The organism is Caulobacter sp. GSs2 (genome assembly GCF_058680895.1).
In genome coordinates, this window is record NZ_CM178725.1 from 210,170 (window position 1) to 225,036 (window position 14,867).

14 protein-coding genes are annotated in these 14,867 nt (G+C 66.2%); 9 read left to right on the plus strand and 5 right to left on the minus strand.

Annotation, left to right across the window (positions count from 1 at the left end; genetic code table 11):
- Positions 1-15: 15 nt before the first annotated feature.
- The gene (locus ACW17Z_RS01025) at positions 16-1,203 is read right to left on the minus strand and encodes an N-acetylmuramoyl-L-alanine amidase family protein (RefSeq protein WP_492057258.1); all 1,188 of its coding nucleotides are present in this window, start codon (positions 1,201-1,203) and stop codon (positions 16-18) included.
- 410 nt (positions 1,204-1,613) lie between these two features.
- Here ACW17Z_RS01025 and ACW17Z_RS01030 point away from each other — a divergent pair, with 410 nt between their 5' ends.
- The 4 genes from ACW17Z_RS01030 to ACW17Z_RS01045 all read left to right on the plus strand — a co-directional run bounded on the left by ACW17Z_RS01030 (position 1,614) and on the right by ACW17Z_RS01045 (position 6,816).
- Positions 1,614-1,832 carry a hypothetical protein gene (locus tag ACW17Z_RS01030; RefSeq protein WP_419316858.1) on the plus strand — a complete coding sequence of 73 codons (219 nt, stop codon included), beginning with the start codon at positions 1,614-1,616 and terminating at the stop codon, positions 1,830-1,832.
- On the plus strand, positions 1,756-4,482 hold the full coding sequence (locus ACW17Z_RS01035; protein ID WP_492057259.1) for an Rne/Rng family ribonuclease: 2,727 nt from the start codon (positions 1,756-1,758) through the stop codon (positions 4,480-4,482). The genes ACW17Z_RS01030 and ACW17Z_RS01035 overlap by 77 nt, the downstream gene beginning before the upstream one ends.
- A 145-nt stretch (positions 4,483-4,627) precedes the next feature.
- Positions 4,628-6,046, plus strand: coding sequence for a M48 family metalloprotease (locus ACW17Z_RS01040; RefSeq protein WP_419316860.1), 1,419 nt, complete (start codon positions 4,628-4,630; stop codon positions 6,044-6,046).
- Positions 6,047-6,072: 26 nt separating this feature from the next.
- A complete protein-coding gene (locus ACW17Z_RS01045) occupies positions 6,073-6,816 on the plus strand; it encodes a DsbA family protein (protein ID WP_419316862.1) in 744 nt (247 codons plus the stop codon).
- On the opposite strand, the gene ACW17Z_RS01050 is transcribed toward ACW17Z_RS01045, so the two are convergent.
- Together ACW17Z_RS01050 and thiS are read right to left on the minus strand one after the other, a co-directional pair.
- Entirely contained in the window at positions 6,813-7,619 is an 807-nt protein-coding gene (locus tag ACW17Z_RS01050; protein ID WP_419316863.1) for a thiazole synthase, read from the minus strand. The two genes, ACW17Z_RS01045 and ACW17Z_RS01050, sit on opposite strands and share 4 nt — an antisense overlap.
- 44 nt (positions 7,620-7,663) lie before the next feature.
- Positions 7,664-7,864 (minus strand): sulfur carrier protein ThiS, encoded by a 201-nt coding sequence (thiS, locus tag ACW17Z_RS01055; RefSeq protein ID WP_419316864.1) that lies wholly within the window; start codon positions 7,862-7,864, stop codon positions 7,664-7,666.
- Positions 7,865-7,942: 78 nt separating this feature from the next.
- On the opposite strand from thiS, the gene ACW17Z_RS01060 reads away from it, so the two are divergent.
- The 4 genes from ACW17Z_RS01060 to aat are packed head-to-tail and all read left to right on the plus strand — an operon-like array spanning position 7,943 to position 10,963.
- Positions 7,943-8,386: a type II 3-dehydroquinate dehydratase gene (locus ACW17Z_RS01060; protein WP_419316865.1), complete on the plus strand. Its 444-nt coding sequence runs from the start codon at positions 7,943-7,945 to the stop codon at positions 8,384-8,386.
- Positions 8,387-8,439: 53 nt separating this feature from the next.
- Positions 8,440-8,946, plus strand: coding sequence for an acetyl-CoA carboxylase biotin carboxyl carrier protein (gene accB, locus ACW17Z_RS01065; protein ID WP_492057260.1), 507 nt, complete (start codon positions 8,440-8,442; stop codon positions 8,944-8,946).
- Positions 8,947-8,951: 5 nt separating this feature from the next.
- Entirely contained in the window at positions 8,952-10,295 is a 1,344-nt protein-coding gene (gene accC / locus ACW17Z_RS01070) for an acetyl-CoA carboxylase biotin carboxylase subunit (RefSeq protein WP_492057261.1), read from the plus strand.
- 17 nt (positions 10,296-10,312) lie between these two features.
- Positions 10,313-10,963, plus strand: coding sequence for a leucyl/phenylalanyl-tRNA--protein transferase (gene aat, locus ACW17Z_RS01075; protein ID WP_419316867.1), 651 nt, complete (start codon positions 10,313-10,315; stop codon positions 10,961-10,963).
- On the opposite strand, the gene ACW17Z_RS01080 is transcribed toward aat, so the two are convergent.
- A complete protein-coding gene (locus ACW17Z_RS01080; RefSeq protein WP_492057262.1) occupies positions 10,900-11,478 on the minus strand; it encodes a DUF2155 domain-containing protein in 579 nt (192 codons plus the stop codon). The genes aat and ACW17Z_RS01080 overlap by 64 nt on opposite strands.
- 35 nt (positions 11,479-11,513) lie before the next feature.
- Positions 11,514-11,909, minus strand: a complete 396-nt coding sequence (locus ACW17Z_RS01085; RefSeq protein WP_419316869.1) for an NADH:ubiquinone oxidoreductase subunit NDUFA12 — start codon at positions 11,907-11,909, stop codon at positions 11,514-11,516.
- Positions 11,910-12,127: 218 nt separating this feature from the next.
- On the opposite strand from ACW17Z_RS01085, the gene ACW17Z_RS01090 reads away from it, so the two are divergent.
- Positions 12,128-14,833 carry a TSCPD domain-containing protein gene (locus ACW17Z_RS01090; protein WP_492057263.1) on the plus strand — a complete coding sequence of 902 codons (2,706 nt, stop codon included), beginning with the start codon at positions 12,128-12,130 and terminating at the stop codon, positions 14,831-14,833.
- Positions 14,834-14,867: the final 34 nt, after the last annotated feature.

The window sequence follows — 14,867 nt, forward strand, 5'->3', positions numbered from 1 at the left end:
AACGGCGCGCACGTCTCAGGATTTGCGGATCTGGGCGGCGAAATAGGACTCGATGGCGTCGCCGACGGCATTGACCACTCGGGTTCGGCTGGCGGGGTTGCTCAACAACCGCTCATCCTCCGGATTGGTGATGAAGCCCATCTCGAGCAGCACGGCTGGGACATCGGGCGCCAACAGCACAATAAAGCCGGCGTCGCGATGGCTGCGACGCAGCAGCGGCGTCTCCTCGCCCACGCGTTCCAGCAGAAGCTGGGCGAAGGCGGCCGAGCGATTCTTGGTGGCGCGCTGCGACAGGTCCAGCAGGATCTGGCTGACGGCGCGATCGCGGCCCGGCAGGCTGGCCTTCATCAGCCAGTCGTCCTTCTCCAGCACCCGCGCCACGCGCTCGGTGCCTTTTTCCGACAGCGTGTAGACACTGGCGCCGCGCGTGGTGACGTCGGGACCCGAGTCTGCGTGCATGGAGATAAACAGGTCGGCGTCGGCGCGGCGGGCGATCTGCACCCGCGCTTCCAGCGGAATGAAGGTGTCGGTCTCCCGGGTCATCACAACCTGGAAGCGGCCGGATTTCTCCAGACGAGCCTTCAGGGCCTTGGCGGCCGCGAGCGTGACATCCTTCTCGTAGACGGAGGCGCCCAGCGAGCCGGGATCCTTGCCGCCGTGACCGGCATCAATGACGATCACCTTCTTCAAGCGCAGCGGAGCGGCCTTGACCGGGCTGGAGACGAGCGTGAGCTTCGGCGCGGCCTCAGGCGCAGCGCCGTCGGTCGCCTTCAGGTCTATGACATAACGATAGGCCGTCGCGCCGTCGCCGGGCGGCAAAAGGAAGCGCCGGCGCACTTCAGCACGGCCCGACAGGTCCAGGCGAAGGCGAGCGCCACCGCCGGCCTCGTCGATGATCCAGCGCTTGACCAGACCCTGGCCCGCCCCCTGCAGGTCACCCGAGACCGAAACATTGGGTAGTCCAATGACAATGCGTTGATCCAGGGCGCCGTCAGCGATCAGACGCCCCACAGCGGCGCGATCAAGATCGATGACCACACGGGTTTCAGCCCGATCGCCGCCAAAACGGACTTTCTGGACCCCAGCGGCCGGTGCGGGGCCTTGGGCGGTCGCGACAGCGACGCCGGCGACGGTCAGGCCGCCGACGATTAACGCGGCCCTCAACCAGCCCGTTCGCGCTAACCCGATGAGAACTCTAAGCATCCCTCGCCCAAGCATTCCGGTGCCGGTGAACCAGCCGTCAATATCCGCCACGCCCGGTAGCGAAAGCGTTAAACCTGACCTTGTTGTCCAGCGCTTTCCTTTTGCCTCGCGATGTTGCTACAATTCATCTGCGTGCGAGCGACGTGATCGTCATGGAAGCTCGCGCGAGCGACCGCGGGATGATTGGAGCCTTTCGCCTCCTTCGTTTCGTGCGCCGCGACTAGACGAGTTATCCTAGGATCGATCCTTCGTTCGCAGGCAGACGCCTGCCGCAGGGCCGGTCCGCAGGGCCCGCGTCGGGCTCTCCGCCTTCCCGGCGACGACGCGCCCTCCGATCAGCGTCATTCCGGCGCGACCCGGTAAACCATCCAGTCCGCGCCTCACGGCGCGGTGGAGAGAACAGAAACCTCATGGGCTGCGCCGCACCCGTCCGCCATTGGCATCCGACCTCTCGCAACCGCACTGGCGGAGCGACGGGCGGTGACGCGCGCGCCTGTCTTTCATTTCGGCGACCGGGCCATGAGCCCGCCGTGCGCCGTGGAGATTCCCTTAATGTCGAAGAAGATGCTGATCGACGCAGCACACGCCGAAGAGACGCGTGTGGTCGTCGTGGACGGAACCCGGGTTGAAGAATTCGATTTCGAAAGCCAGACCCGCAAACAGCTTCGCGGAAATATCTATCTCGCCAAGGTGACCCGCGTTGAGCCCAGCCTCCAGGCTGCGTTCATCGAATATGGCGGCAACCGCCACGGGTTCCTCGCCTTCAACGAGATCCATCCCGACTACTATCAGATTCCGGTCGCCGACCGCGAAGCGCTGATGCGTGATGATTCGCACGACGACGAGGACGACCACGTCTCCGCGCGTCGCGATGACGAGGATGGCGATCACGTCGACGACGAGGAAGACGCCGTCGAAGAAGAACTGGCGCGCCGCAAGCGCCGCCTTATGCGCAAGTACAAGATCCAGGAAGTGATCCGCCGCCGGCAGATCATGCTGGTCCAGGTGGTCAAGGAAGAGCGCGGCAACAAGGGCGCTGCGCTCACCACCTACTTGTCGCTGGCCGGCCGCTATGGCGTCCTGATGCCCAACACCGCCCGTGGCGGCGGCATCAGCCGCAAGATCACCACGGTCACTGACCGCAAGCGCCTCAAGAGCGTCGTTCAGAGCCTGGATGTGCCGCAGGGCATGGGCCTGATCATCCGCACGGCCGGCGCCAAGCGCACCAAGGCTGAGGTCAAGCGCGACTACGACTACCTGCTGCGCCTGTGGGAAAACATCCGCGAGACCACGCTGCACTCGGTGGCGCCTGCGCTGATCTACGAGGAAGAAGACCTCGTCAAACGCGCCATCCGCGACATGTACGACAAGGAGCTGGAAGGCATCTGGGTCGAGGGTGAAGCGGGCTTCAAGGAAGCGCGCGACTTCATGCGCATGCTCATGCCCAGCCAGGCCAAGAAGGTCTTCCACTACCGCGATCCGGCGCCGCTGTTCGTCAAGCACCGCATCGAGGATCACCTGGCGCAGATCTATTCGCCGGTCGTTCCCCTGCGGTCGGGTGGCTATCTGGTCATCAACCAGACCGAAGCCCTGGTCGCCATCGACGTCAACTCGGGCAAGGCGACGCGCGAGCGCAACATCGAAGCGACCGCGCTGAAGACCAATACCGAAGCCGCCGAGGAAGCCGCTCGCCAGCTGCGCTTGCGTGACCTGGCCGGCCTGATCGTAATCGACTTCATCGACATGGATGAAGGCAAGAACAACCGCGCCGTCGAGAAGGTCCTGAAGGACGCTCTTAAGGACGATCGCGCCCGCATCCAGATGGGCAAGATCAGCGGTTTTGGCCTGATGGAAATCAGCCGCCAGCGTCGCCGCACCGGCGTGCTGGAAGGCACCACCCACGTCTGCGAACACTGCGAAGGCACCGGCCGGGTTCGCTCGGTCGAATCCAGCGCCCTGGCCGCCCTGCGGGCCGTCGAGGTCGAGGCCCTGAAGGGCAGCGGCGCGATCACCCTGAAGGTGTCGCGCGCGGTCGGCATCTACATCCTCAACGAAAAGCGCGCCTATCTGGTGCGCCTGCAACAGACCCACGGCCTGTTCGTGACCGTGCTGGTCGACGAGAGCCTGCACGCCGCCGAGAACGAGATCGAGCGCACCGAGCTTGGCGAACGTATCGCCATCGCCCCGCCGCCCGTGTCGGATGACGACTTCGAAGACGAGGTCTATGACGACGAGGACGAAGACGAGGACGAAGAAATCTTCGACGATGAGGCCGTCGAACGCGAAGATTCCGATGACGACGCGCCGGCCGTCCGCGCCGCCCCGCGCGGCAAGCCGCGCGCCGAAGCTGCGGAAGACGAAGGCGATCGCAATCGCAAGCGCAAGCGCCGCCGTCGCGGACGGCGCGATGACGCCGACGCCGCGCCTGAGGGCGAGGTCGAGGCTATCGACGACGTCGAAGGCGACGAGGACGGAGATGCCGATCGCGGCGACTTCGCCGTCGAAGGCGAGGACGAGGAAGCCCGCCGCCGCCGTCGCCGTCGCGGACGCCGTGGCGGCCGCCGTGGCGGTCGCGAGGACGGTGATCGTCCGACCGACGCCTTCGTCTGGATCCGCCCACGTGTCCCGTTCGGCGACAGCGCCTTTGCCTGGCACGATCCGGCCGCTCTGGATGGTCGTGGCGGTGAACAGCGCCGTCCTGCGCCCGAACAGTCCGCGCCTGCGCCGCAAGCCGAGCGACCGGAACGTGCTGAGCGTCCCGAACGGGCCGAGCGCGGTGATCGCTCGGAAGGCCGTTCCAGCCGTAACCGTGGCCGCGGTCGTGGCGAGCGTGAAGCGCGCCCCGCACCGGTCGAAGCCTTGGCCGAGGCCGAATTGCCGCCCATCCCGACGGTTGTGGCTGAAGCTCCGCCCAGCGACATCTGGGTCGAACTGCCGGCGCCAGGCGACGAAGCCCCCAAGAAGGCCCGCCGTCCCCGCACGCGCGGTCGCAAGGGCGATGCTCCGGCCGCTGAAGCCGTGATCGAGTCCGCCGCCGATGAAGCGGCCGCCCCCGAGGTGGTCGCCGAACCGGTCGCGGTCGAGGCGCCTGACGAGATCGTGGCCGAAGCGCCCATCGCCCCCGCCCCCGCCCCCGCCCCCATTGCGGCGCCTGCGCCGCAACCTGCCCCCGAGCCTGAACCGGTCGCGGAAAAGGTTCTTGAGCCGGCGGAGCCTGATCCGGCTGAGATCACCGCGCCCCCCGTCAAGCCGCGCGGCGGCTGGTGGCGCCGGGGCTGATGAAAGATCGTGGACGGTCGGGCACTGGTCCGGCCGTCCACGACGCCCATATTGCGAGTGACGCGGAACGACAGCGGTGGTTCACACGCCGCCAAATTCCACGCTACACTCGCCTCAATCGCGGGGGCGCGACTGGAGACGTTGAATGACCTCCCGCATGCTGTGGGCTGAAAAGAGGTTGCGCGCCTTCTGCTCCGTGACGGTGGTCGCGGCTTTGAGCCTTTCTGCTGCGACGCCGGCCGCCGCCCAGGAAGGCCCGTCGTTGATCCGCGACACCGAAATCGAAGAAATCCTGCATCGCGACGCCGACCCCCTGTTTGAGGCGGCGGGCTTGGATTCCAAGACCGTGCGCATCCTGCTGGTCGGCGACAAGTCGCTGAACGCCTTCGCGACCCAGGGCCTGATGATGGGCCTCAATACCGGCCTGATCCTGCAGACCGAAACCCCCAACCAGCTCAAGGGCGTCATCGCCCACGAAACCGGGCACCTTGCGGGCGGGCACCCTATCCGCTCGGCGGAGATGATGCGCGCGGGCCTCAAGCCCATGATCCTGACCATGGGTCTGGGCGTGCTGGCGGCCCTGGCGGGCGCGCCCGACGCAGGTGCGGTGCTGTTGGGCAACGCTTCGTATTTCGGGACGCTTGGTGCGCTAGGCTACAGCCGCGACCAGGAATCCCGCGCTGACCAGGCCGCCGCCGGCTTCCTGGAAGCTACGGGTCAATCTGGGCGCGGCCTCGTCGAGTTCTTCGACAACTTCCGCTATCAGGAAGTTTTCGATCAGGCTCGGCGCTTCGCCTATTTCCGCAGCCACCCGTTGTCGTCGGAGCGGATCGAGACTCTGCGCAGCCGGGTCGAACGCCAGTCGCACTACGACGCCGTCGACAGCCCTGCCGACCTGGCTGAACACCAGATCATGCGCGCCAAGCTGGAAGGCTTCCTCAATCCGCAAGTCGCGTTGATGAAGTACAAGGAAAACGACAACAGCTTCCCGGCGCGTTACGCACGGTCCATTGCCTACTACCAGATGAAGGAGCCCGACCGGGCCCTGAAGCTGATCGAAGGCCTGCTCGTCGACAACGCCGACAACCCCTATCTGTGGGAGTTGAAGGGGCAAATCCTGTTCGAGTTCAACCGCGTCGAACAGGCCGAGGAGCCTCAGCGCCGATCCGTGGCGCTCAAGCCTGACGCGCCGCTGCTGCGCATCAATCTTGGCCAGACCCTGATCAACCAGAAAGAGCCCGCCAAGGTCGAGGAAGGCGTGCGTGAACTCAAACGCGCCTTGCGCAACGATAGCGACAATGCCGTAACCTGGCGTCTGTTAGCCCAGGCCTATGACAAGCAGGGCAAGGACGGCGACGCCCGACTGGCCACGGCAGAGCAGTACTTCTCCATGGGCGCGCCCCAGGAAGCCCGCGTCTTCGCTATGCGTGCCCGCGAACTCCTGACCAAGGACACGCCTGAATGGCGGCGCGCCACCGACATCGTCCTGGCCTCGCGCCCCAGCAACCAGGACCTCAAGGATCTGGCCAAGGAAGGCGCGACCCAGTCCGTCTTCCGCCGCTGATTCCCCACTCTGATTTCGAGACCCTCATGACCCTGTCCCGCCGCGCCGGCGCCTTCGCCGCTTCGCTCGCCCTGTCGGGCCTGCTCCTGGGCGCCTGCGCGCCAGCCAAGGCCGACAAGGAATTTGGCGACAGGGTGCGCGCCTACCTGCTGGAGCACCCCGAGGTGCTGCTGGAGGTCAGCGCAAAGCTGGAACAGAAGCAGGCGGTCAAGACCGCGGAGGCCGGTCGCAAGGCCATCGGCCAGTATCGCCAGGCGATCGAGCGAGACCCGCGCGACTTCGTGGCCAATCCCAACGGGTCGGTCACCGTCACCGAGTTCTTCGACTACAAGTGCGGCTATTGCCGGGTAGCCGCCCCCGAGGTGCTCAAGCTGATCGCCGAAAATCCGGATGTGCGATTTGTGTTCAAGGATTTCGTGATCTTTGGCCGCGATTCCGAAGCCGCAGCACGATTGATGCTGGGCGCCAAGGAACAGGGCAAGACGCTGCAACTGCACCGGGCGCTGATGGCCGAGAAGAGCCTGGACGAGGCCGGCGCCTACCGAATCGCGGCAGGGCTCGGCATTGATGTCGCCAAGGCCCGCGCTGCGGGCGCCTCAGCCGCGGTGACCCAGCATCTGGCCGACACCCATGGCCTGGCCCAGTCGCTGGCTATCGAAGGCACGCCCGTCTACATCGTCGGCGACACGGTTATCCCCGGCGCGGACATGCAGGCCCTGAAACTGGCGATCGCCAAGACCCAGGCCGCAGCGGCGCTCAAGAAGAGCTAGATCAGCCCCGCCAGAGGCGAGCTGGGATCGGCGTACATCCGCTTGGGCATCCGGCCCGCGAGATAGGCTTCCCGGCCGGCGATGACCGCATGCTTCATCGCGCGCGCCATGCGGATTGGATCCTTGGCCTCGGCGATGGCGGTGTTCATCAGGATGGCGTCGCAGCCCAGTTCCATGCCGATCGCGGCGTCAGAGGCCGTGCCGACTCCGGCGTCGACCAGCACCGGCACGCCGGCGTTCTCGATGATGATCCGCAGGTTGACCCGGTTCTGGATGCCGAGACCCGAGCCGATCGGCGCACCCAGCGGCATGATCGCCACGGCGCCGGCCTCTTCCAGTTTGCGGCAATAGACCGGATCATCCGAGCAATAGACCATCACCTGGAAGCCTTCGGCGACCAGCAGCTTCAGCGACCTCAGGGTCTCTTCCATGTCGGGATAGAGGGTCTTGGGATCGGACAGCACTTCCAGCTTCACCAGGTCCCAGCCGCCGGCCTCACGGGCCAGGCGCAGCGTCCGCACAGCGTCCTCGCCGGTGAAACACCCCGCTGTGTTCGGCAGGTAGGTGAAGCGGTCCTGTTTGATGTAGTCCACCAGCAGCGGCTGGGTGGGATCTGTCAGATTTACGCGGCGCACGGCCACGGTGACGATCTCGGCTCCGGCCGCCTCGGCGGCGGCGGCGTTGGTCGCATAGTCCTTATACTTGCCGGTGCCGACAATCAGGCGCGAGGTGAAGGTGCGGCCGGCGACTGTCCAGCTATCGTCGGACGTCAGGGCGGAGTCGGGGGAAACATGCGCGTTCATGCGGCTGGTTTACGCCCCGTCAGGCGCGGTTTCAAACCTCGAGGTCAGCCGCCACCGATAAATGTGACGATCTCGATGCGGTCGCCATCGGCCAGCGCCGTTTCGGCATAGGTCGAGCGCGGCACGATCTCCAGATTGCGTTCCACGGCCACCTTTCGCGAGTCGAGACCCAGCGCTGCGACCAGATCGGCGACGCTGGAAACCCCGGAGATCTCCCGTTCGTCCCCATTCAGCAAAAGCTTCATCTCACCTCCTGAGCGAGCGCTGCTTGTGACCCGGCAGAACCGGCTATACAAGACCATCGGAATCGACGGCGGAGCCGAATGGTAAACCCGATCCATGTGCTGAGCGGCCCCAATCTCAACTTGTTGGGAACGCGTGAGCCCGAGATCTATGGCAAGGACACGCTGGACGATGTCCGGGCGCGTTGCGATGCGCGTGCGGCTTTGCACGGCCATTCGGTGGTCTTCCGGCAATCCAACCATGAGGGCCAGCTTATCGACTGGGTGCAGGAGGCGCGTGTGTCTGCCTCCGCCCTGATCATCAACCCGGCAGGCTACGGCCACACCTCGATCGCCTTGTTGGACGCGCTCAAGACCTTGAGCATTCCGGTGATCGAGTGCCACCTGTCCAACCCGGCGGCGCGGGAGGAATTCCGTCGCCATACGTATGTCTCGCTGGCGGCCACAGGGATCGTCTCCGGTTTCGGCGCGGCGAGTTATGAACTGGCGATCCAGGCCGCTATCGGCCTGATCGGCGCGAACTAGGTCCAGCCCGCCGGCGTTCAGTCGCCGCGAGCCAAGAGAACAAGGTAGCTTCAATGTCCAATCCCAAGGCTTCCGCCGATCCGGTCGAGACTCCGTCGATCGACGCCCGCCTGGTCCGCAAACTTGCGGACATCCTGAAGGACACCGGCCTGAGCGAAATCGAGGTCGAGCATGCCGGCCTGAAGATCCGCGTGGCTCGTGAACTGACCGTGGCCGCTACGGCCACCACCTATGTCCAGGCCCCCCAGGCCTATGCGCCCCAGGCCGCGCCGATGGCGGCCGCCGCGCCGGTCGCTGAAACCGCTGTGCCTGCCGCCCGCGCTGCTGGCGATCTGGTCAAGTCGCCGATGGTCGGCACTGTCTACATGTCGCCCCAGCCGGGCGCGGACGCCTTCATCAAGGTCGGCGACACCGTCGCGGCCGGCCAGACCCTGCTGATCGTCGAGGCCATGAAAACGATGAACCCGATCGCGGCCCCCAAGGCCGGCAAGGTCGTCGAGATTCTTGTCGGTGACTCTCAGCCGGTCGAGTTCGGCGAGCCCCTCGTCGTCATCGAGTAACGATCATGTTTGACAAGATCCTGATCGCGAACCGGGGCGAGATTGCGCTCCGGGTTCACCGTGCCTGCAAGGAAATGGGCATCGCCACCGTGGCGGTCCACTCCGAGGCCGACTCCAACTCGATGTGGGTGCGCCTGGCCGACGAAAGTGTCTGCATCGGCCCAGCTCCCGCCGCCAAGAGCTACCTGAACATCCCGTCGATTATCGCCGCGTGCGAGATTACCGGCGCCCAGGCGGTTCACCCTGGCTACGGCTTCCTGTCGGAAAACGCCCGCTTCGCCGAAATCGTCGGCGCCCACGGCTTCACATTCATCGGCCCCAAGCCCGAGCACATCCGGCTCATGGGCGACAAGATTACTGCCAAACAGGCCGTGAAGGACGCGGGTATTCCGGTGGTTCCCGGTTCGGATGGCGGCCTCGCCACCGAGGAAGAAGCCTTTGCGGCTGCGGACATCATCGGCTTTCCTGTCCTGATCAAGGCCGCCTCCGGCGGCGGCGGTCGCGGCATGAAGGTCGCCCAGACGCGCGAGGATCTGGCCGAGGCGGTTTCGACCGCCCGCTCGGAAGCCCGCGCAGCCTTCGGCGACGACACGGTCTATATGGAGCGCTACCTCCAGAAGCCGCGCCATATCGAGATTCAGGTCATCGCCGACAGCCATGGCAATGTCGTGCATCTGGGCGAACGTGACTGCTCGCTGCAGCGTCGCCACCAGAAGGTGCTGGAAGAGGCCCCCTCGCCCGCCCTCGGCGCAGCCGATCGCGCCAAGATCGGCAAGATCGTCGTCGATGCGGTCAAGGCCATTGGCTATCTCGGCGTCGGCACCATCGAGTTCCTGTGGGAGAACGGCGAGTTCTTCTTCATCGAGATGAACACCCGCCTGCAGGTCGAACACCCGGTCACGGAAGCCATCACCGGCATTGACCTGGTGCGTGAGCAGATCCGCATCGCCGCCGGTCTGCCGCTGTCCTTCACCCAGGCCGAGGTTGTGTTCGAAGGCCACGCCATCGAGTGCCGGATCAACGCCGAGAACGCGCGGACCTTCACGCCTTCGCCCGGCACGATCACCGACTTCCACGCCCCGGGCGGGCTGGGCGTTCGCCTGGATTCGGCGATCTATACCGGCTATGCGATCCCGCCCTATTACGACAGCCTGATCGGCAAGCTGATCGTCCACGGCCGCGACCGTCAGGAGTGCATCGCGCGCCTGAAGCGTTGCCTGGGCGAGATGGTCGTCGGCGGCATCGAAACCACGATCCCGCTTTTCCAGGACCTGCTGGTTCAGCCTGACATCCTGGCCGGCGACTACGACATCCATTGGCTCGAGCGCTGGATCAAGGCGCAGGGTTAGGGCTGGCGGGGGCGCGCATGGACGCCTTCACGGTCGATGATCTGATCCGTTGTTACGAGCGCGGCGTCTTTCCGATGGCCGACGCCCGCCATGACGAGAGCATCTTTCTGATCGATCCCGAGCGACGGGGTGTGTTGCCGCTGGATAGCGTGCACATGCCCCGTCGGCTCGCGCGTACCGTTCGTTCCGACATCTTTCAGGTTCGGATCGACAGCGCCTTTAACGCCGTCGTCGAGGCCTGCGCGACGTCTCGTCCAGGCCGACTGGAAACCTGGATCAACGCGCCGATCCAGCAGTTGTATGGCGAACTCTTCGCGCGGGGTCTGGCCCATTCTGTCGAATGCTGGCGAGACGGCCAGATGGTCGGCGGCCTCTATGGGGTGTCACTGGGCGCGGCGTTCTTCGGCGAGAGCATGTTCTCCACCGAGCGCGACGCCAGCAAGGTGGCGCTGGCCCATCTGGTGGCGCGACTAAAGGTCGGCGACTATCGGCTGCTCGACACCCAGTTCATCACCGATCATCTGCTGCAGTTTGGCGCCGTCGAAATCTCACGCGCTGACTATCGGCGTCGTCTGGTCAAGGCCTGGCCGGCCCAGGCCGATTTCTACCGCTTCTCGGCCGGCGCGACGGGCGCCGACGTTTTGCAGGCGATCAACCAAGCATCATAGACCGGATGCTGCAGCGGGTTCATGCCCGGCGAATTGGCGTACATCCAGCCCTTGTAGACCTGACGTCCCGGAGGGGCGACCCGTCCGGCCACGGCTTTGGGCTGGGTGTCGACCATCACATAGGCCGTCGACTCAGGCGCGACCTCGTCAGAAGCCGAAGTTTCGCAGGCCCGAACGGTGAAGATCAGGGTCTTGTAGCGAATGGGCTGACCGACGGGCGCTTCGAAGCGCATCGTCTCGGTCGTTACCTTGTCCAGCGCCTGAATAATGGCGACCGACGAGCGACCACGCTTGGCAGGTTCAGCAGGTTTGGCGGGTGTGACCGCCTTCGTGGTGGCGGGTTTGGCGACCGGTTGCTGGACCTGGGGATCGGGTTGTGGCGCAGGAACGGCCACCCGCGGCTGGAGCGCATCCGGGGTCGGCGCGACTGGAGCCGCCGGCGCTTGCGGGGCGACCGGCGCGCTCGACTGACGCGCGGATGCTACGCCGACCGTCGTCAGGCCGATGGCCAGCACTGACGCGCCAAGGATTGCTCCGCGCCGCATCGGGCCTATTCCGGCTTCCAGGGCTGATAGTCGCTGGTCGCCACGGCCCGCTGGCCGCCACGGGACAGAGAGCCCTTCGGACGCCAGGCGTGAACCGTGCCGGTCAGGTTGGGAATGTGATCCTTTTCCCAGCTGCGGCGGGGCAGCGGGTTCGTGGTCGGCGGCTCGTCGAACGTATAGTGCAGCCAACCGCTCCACTCGGCCGGAACCTTCGAGGCCTCGGCGTAGCCGTCGTAGATCACCCAGCGGCGCTTGTGAGCGTCATAGCTGTCGCTCGCGTCGCGGGCTTCAAAGTATCGGTTGCCAAAATCGTCCATGCCCACGAACACGCCGCGACGGCCAATGTGGAACCGCTGACCCAGGGTCGCGCCGTTCCACCACGTGAAGATCGCTTTCAGCACTACGTTTGCACCCGAATTTGCAAGGACTTCCATGTCGCGACGAACGCGACGAAGCGGCCGGACTATAGGGCGGCCAGCCCGTAGCGTCCAGCATCTGACCGGGCGGGTGAAATTCAACATCTTGTGGACCATATGGCCTGTGCCCCCAACATCTATTGAAGGGCGTCTGCCTGCGATCTAGATTGGGCCTCTCTTGGCGCCCAGCCGCGGAATCGCCCATGCGTAGTCAGTCCGGATATGTCGATCAGCCCCTCCGGGCGGAACGACGCGACCTTGAGCGCAGCAACGCGATCGTCGAGGTCCTGGCCCCGTCGACCTGGACCGATGCGCGAGTTGAGGCCTGGCTGGACTGGGCCGGCGAGCCGATTGATCGCGACGCTCCGCTGGGCGGCGGTCCCGCCCGATATGCTGACCGCTTGGCCAAGCTCGGGCTGGCCAAGGGTCTGTTCGCGGACGCGGCCGACGCCGGGGCATTCCAAGACGCGCTGCTGGCGACGATGCTGAGCGGCGTCGCCACGCCGACCAAGGCGGTTCAGTCTCTGGACCTCTTGCCCGACATCGCGGAAATCGAGTTCCGACAGGTTGCTGAAGATGAGCTGGGGCGCCGGCGAAGCCATGCGCTGTCCCGCAAGGCCGCCGCTCGTCTGGATGCCGCCCTCGCCCAGGTCGGTGACGCCGTCCAACGTTGCCACGGCGACGCTCGGGCTTGCGCAGATCCGCGCAAGAACAGCGCCCTGGCGCGCGCCGCCCGGCGCGCCCGGGATCTCGGCGCCGATGACCGGATGATCTCGGACGCCATTGCGCTTGTCGGCGCGGCCCGGACGCTCCTGATCGACAGCATCCCTCAGCCAGCGACCCGCATGGTCGCCTCGGGTTCGCGGGCGACAGTTTCGGCTGGGGACGACAACGCCAGCTTCGCCGCCCAGGTTGGCTGGGAAACCAGCGCCCTCACCCTGACCTTGTCGTTGGAAGACGCAGAAGCGTTGTCCAGGGGGGCTGCAGTCGGAGCAGCTATCGACGCCTCCGCGTTTCAAGCCGACGAGGCCTTCGACATACAGGGCTTCACCTATGCCGTGCACATCTGGGCGACCGCGCTTGAGATCGAGCGCGGCGATCGCCCCGCCTTGCTGGGCCTGGCCGGCGTCGGCGACTGGTTGCTGGCCCAGGGTCTTTCGCTGGCCAGCAGCGATGGCAGGGACAGCGCTGCGGCACTGTGGGCCCTCACCGTCGGCTCAGCCCTGGCCGCCAGCGCCGAAGCCGCTGCAAGTCTTGGGGCTGAGCCCGCCTTCGCTCAGGATCGGCAAATCGTTCTGCGCAGCCTGGCCGAACGTCGGGTGCGCGCCGCCGCGCTCCGCTCGCCGTTGGCCTCGGAAGCCGCAACGGCCCTGGCCATGGCTCATGGTCTGGCCAAGAAGCACGGCCTGCGGTCGTGCGCCCTGGTCGCCGCCTTCGAGGATCCGGAAGCCGCTCTGCGGCTTGGCGGCCGACCGATGGGCTGGGCCGGCGTCGCCGCGCCCGTGTCGGCGATCCAGACGGCCGATGGCCTCCTGGTGCCTTCGTTCAGTGCGGCGGCGTTCGACTGTCTTTCCGGCGCGAAGGCCGAGATCGACGCTGCTCGCCGCCATGCGCTGGGCCATGGCTCGCTGATCGACTCGCCCGCCATCGATCATGGCATCCTGCAAGCGCGCGGTTTCACTGCGCACGAGATCGAACAGGTCGAGGACGCGCTGCGCTCGTGCGGGGGCCTGCGTCAGGCTTTCGCTCCGGCGGTTGTCGGCGCGGGCTTCCTTGGCGACGTGCTGGGCGCGCCCTCCCGGTCCATGGCGCAGGCCGATTTCGACACCCTGGCCTTCGCCGGCTTCTCGCCCGCCGAAATCCTCGCCGCCGAACACCATGCGCTTGGGACGGGCTTGCTCTCGGATTGCGAGGCCCTCAGCGCCGAAGTCCGGGCCGTGTTTCTCTCGGCGGAGGCGCCGGTCCTGGCCGACCGGCTGGCCATGGTCGCCGCCGTGGAGACTTTCGCGTGCCTGCCGGTCCCGGTCGTCCTGCATCTGCCGTTCGACGCGCGGCCAGTCGACGGCGCACGACTTCAGGCCGCCGCCGCTCGCGCCGGAGTGCGGGCTTTGCGTCTGCACCGCGCCGCGCCCCCTGCCGACTTCCGTCTCGACCTGCCTGAGGAGCCCGTCGAGGCGCCGCGCCAGCCAACGCGTGACCCGATCGTCACCGAGCGGATCGTCGAGAAGATCGTCGAGCGCGACCGCTCGCGTCGCAAGCTCCCGGATCGCCGCAAGGGTTACATCCAGAAGGCGGCGGTCGGCGGCCACAAGGTCTACCTGCACACCGGCGAATACGATGACGGCGAGGTCGGCGAGATCTTCATCGACATGCACAAGGAAGGGGCCGCCTTCCGCAGCCTGATGAACAATTTCGCCATCGCGGTGTCTCTGGGCCTGCAGCACGGTGTGCCGCTGGACGAGTTCGTCGACGCCTTCGTCTTCACGCGTTTCGAACCGGCCGGTCCCGTGACGGGCAACGACTCAATCAAGTCGGCGACCTCGATCCTCGACTACGTGTTCCGCGAGCTTGGGGTCTCGTATCTGGGCCGCGACGATCTGGCCAACGCCGATCCGCAGGAGTTCAACGCCGACGGCCTGGGCCATGGCAAGGCCGATGCGCCCGACCTCGAGTCCGAGCCCCTGCCCGCCAGCAAGTTCATCTCCAAGGGCTTCTCGCGCGGCGCCGCCACCGACAATCTGGTGTTCCTGCCGTTTGGCGGCCGCAAGGCCGAAGAGGCCGGACGGGCCGCCAGTAGCCAAGCCGACTTCTGCCCGGCGTGCGGCGACATCGCCTTGACCCAGCGCGGCGCCATCACCGTCTGCGACAGCTGTGGGGCGCAGTCCCACCGTTCTGAACCCGCCACCTGAGCTTGTTCGTCTGGCCTTAAACTTCCGGCGTCAT

Coding starts and splice junctions, on each gene's coding strand:
- ACW17Z_RS01045 (WP_419316862.1), top strand. CDS start 6,073: ATGACCCTGTCCCGCCGCGCCGGCGCCTTCGCCGCTTCGCTCGCCCTG.
- ACW17Z_RS01030 (WP_419316858.1), top strand. CDS start 1,614: ATGGGCTGCGCCGCACCCGTCCGCCATTGGCATCCGACCTCTCGCAAC.
- aat (WP_419316867.1), top strand. CDS start 10,313: ATGGACGCCTTCACGGTCGATGATCTGATCCGTTGTTACGAGCGCGGC.
- accB (WP_492057260.1), top strand. CDS start 8,440: ATGTCCAATCCCAAGGCTTCCGCCGATCCGGTCGAGACTCCGTCGATC.
- thiS (WP_419316864.1), bottom strand. CDS start 7,864: ATGAAGCTTTTGCTGAATGGGGACGAACGGGAGATCTCCGGGGTTTCC.
- ACW17Z_RS01035 (WP_492057259.1), top strand. CDS start 1,756: ATGTCGAAGAAGATGCTGATCGACGCAGCACACGCCGAAGAGACGCGT.
- ACW17Z_RS01050 (WP_419316863.1), bottom strand. CDS start 7,619: ATGAACGCGCATGTTTCCCCCGACTCCGCCCTGACGTCCGACGATAGC.
- ACW17Z_RS01060 (WP_419316865.1), top strand. CDS start 7,943: ATGGTAAACCCGATCCATGTGCTGAGCGGCCCCAATCTCAACTTGTTG.
- ACW17Z_RS01040 (WP_419316860.1), top strand. CDS start 4,628: ATGACCTCCCGCATGCTGTGGGCTGAAAAGAGGTTGCGCGCCTTCTGC.
- ACW17Z_RS01090 (WP_492057263.1), top strand. CDS start 12,128: ATGCGTAGTCAGTCCGGATATGTCGATCAGCCCCTCCGGGCGGAACGA.
- accC (WP_492057261.1), top strand. CDS start 8,952: ATGTTTGACAAGATCCTGATCGCGAACCGGGGCGAGATTGCGCTCCGG.
- ACW17Z_RS01025 (WP_492057258.1), bottom strand. CDS start 1,203: ATGCTTAGAGTTCTCATCGGGTTAGCGCGAACGGGCTGGTTGAGGGCC.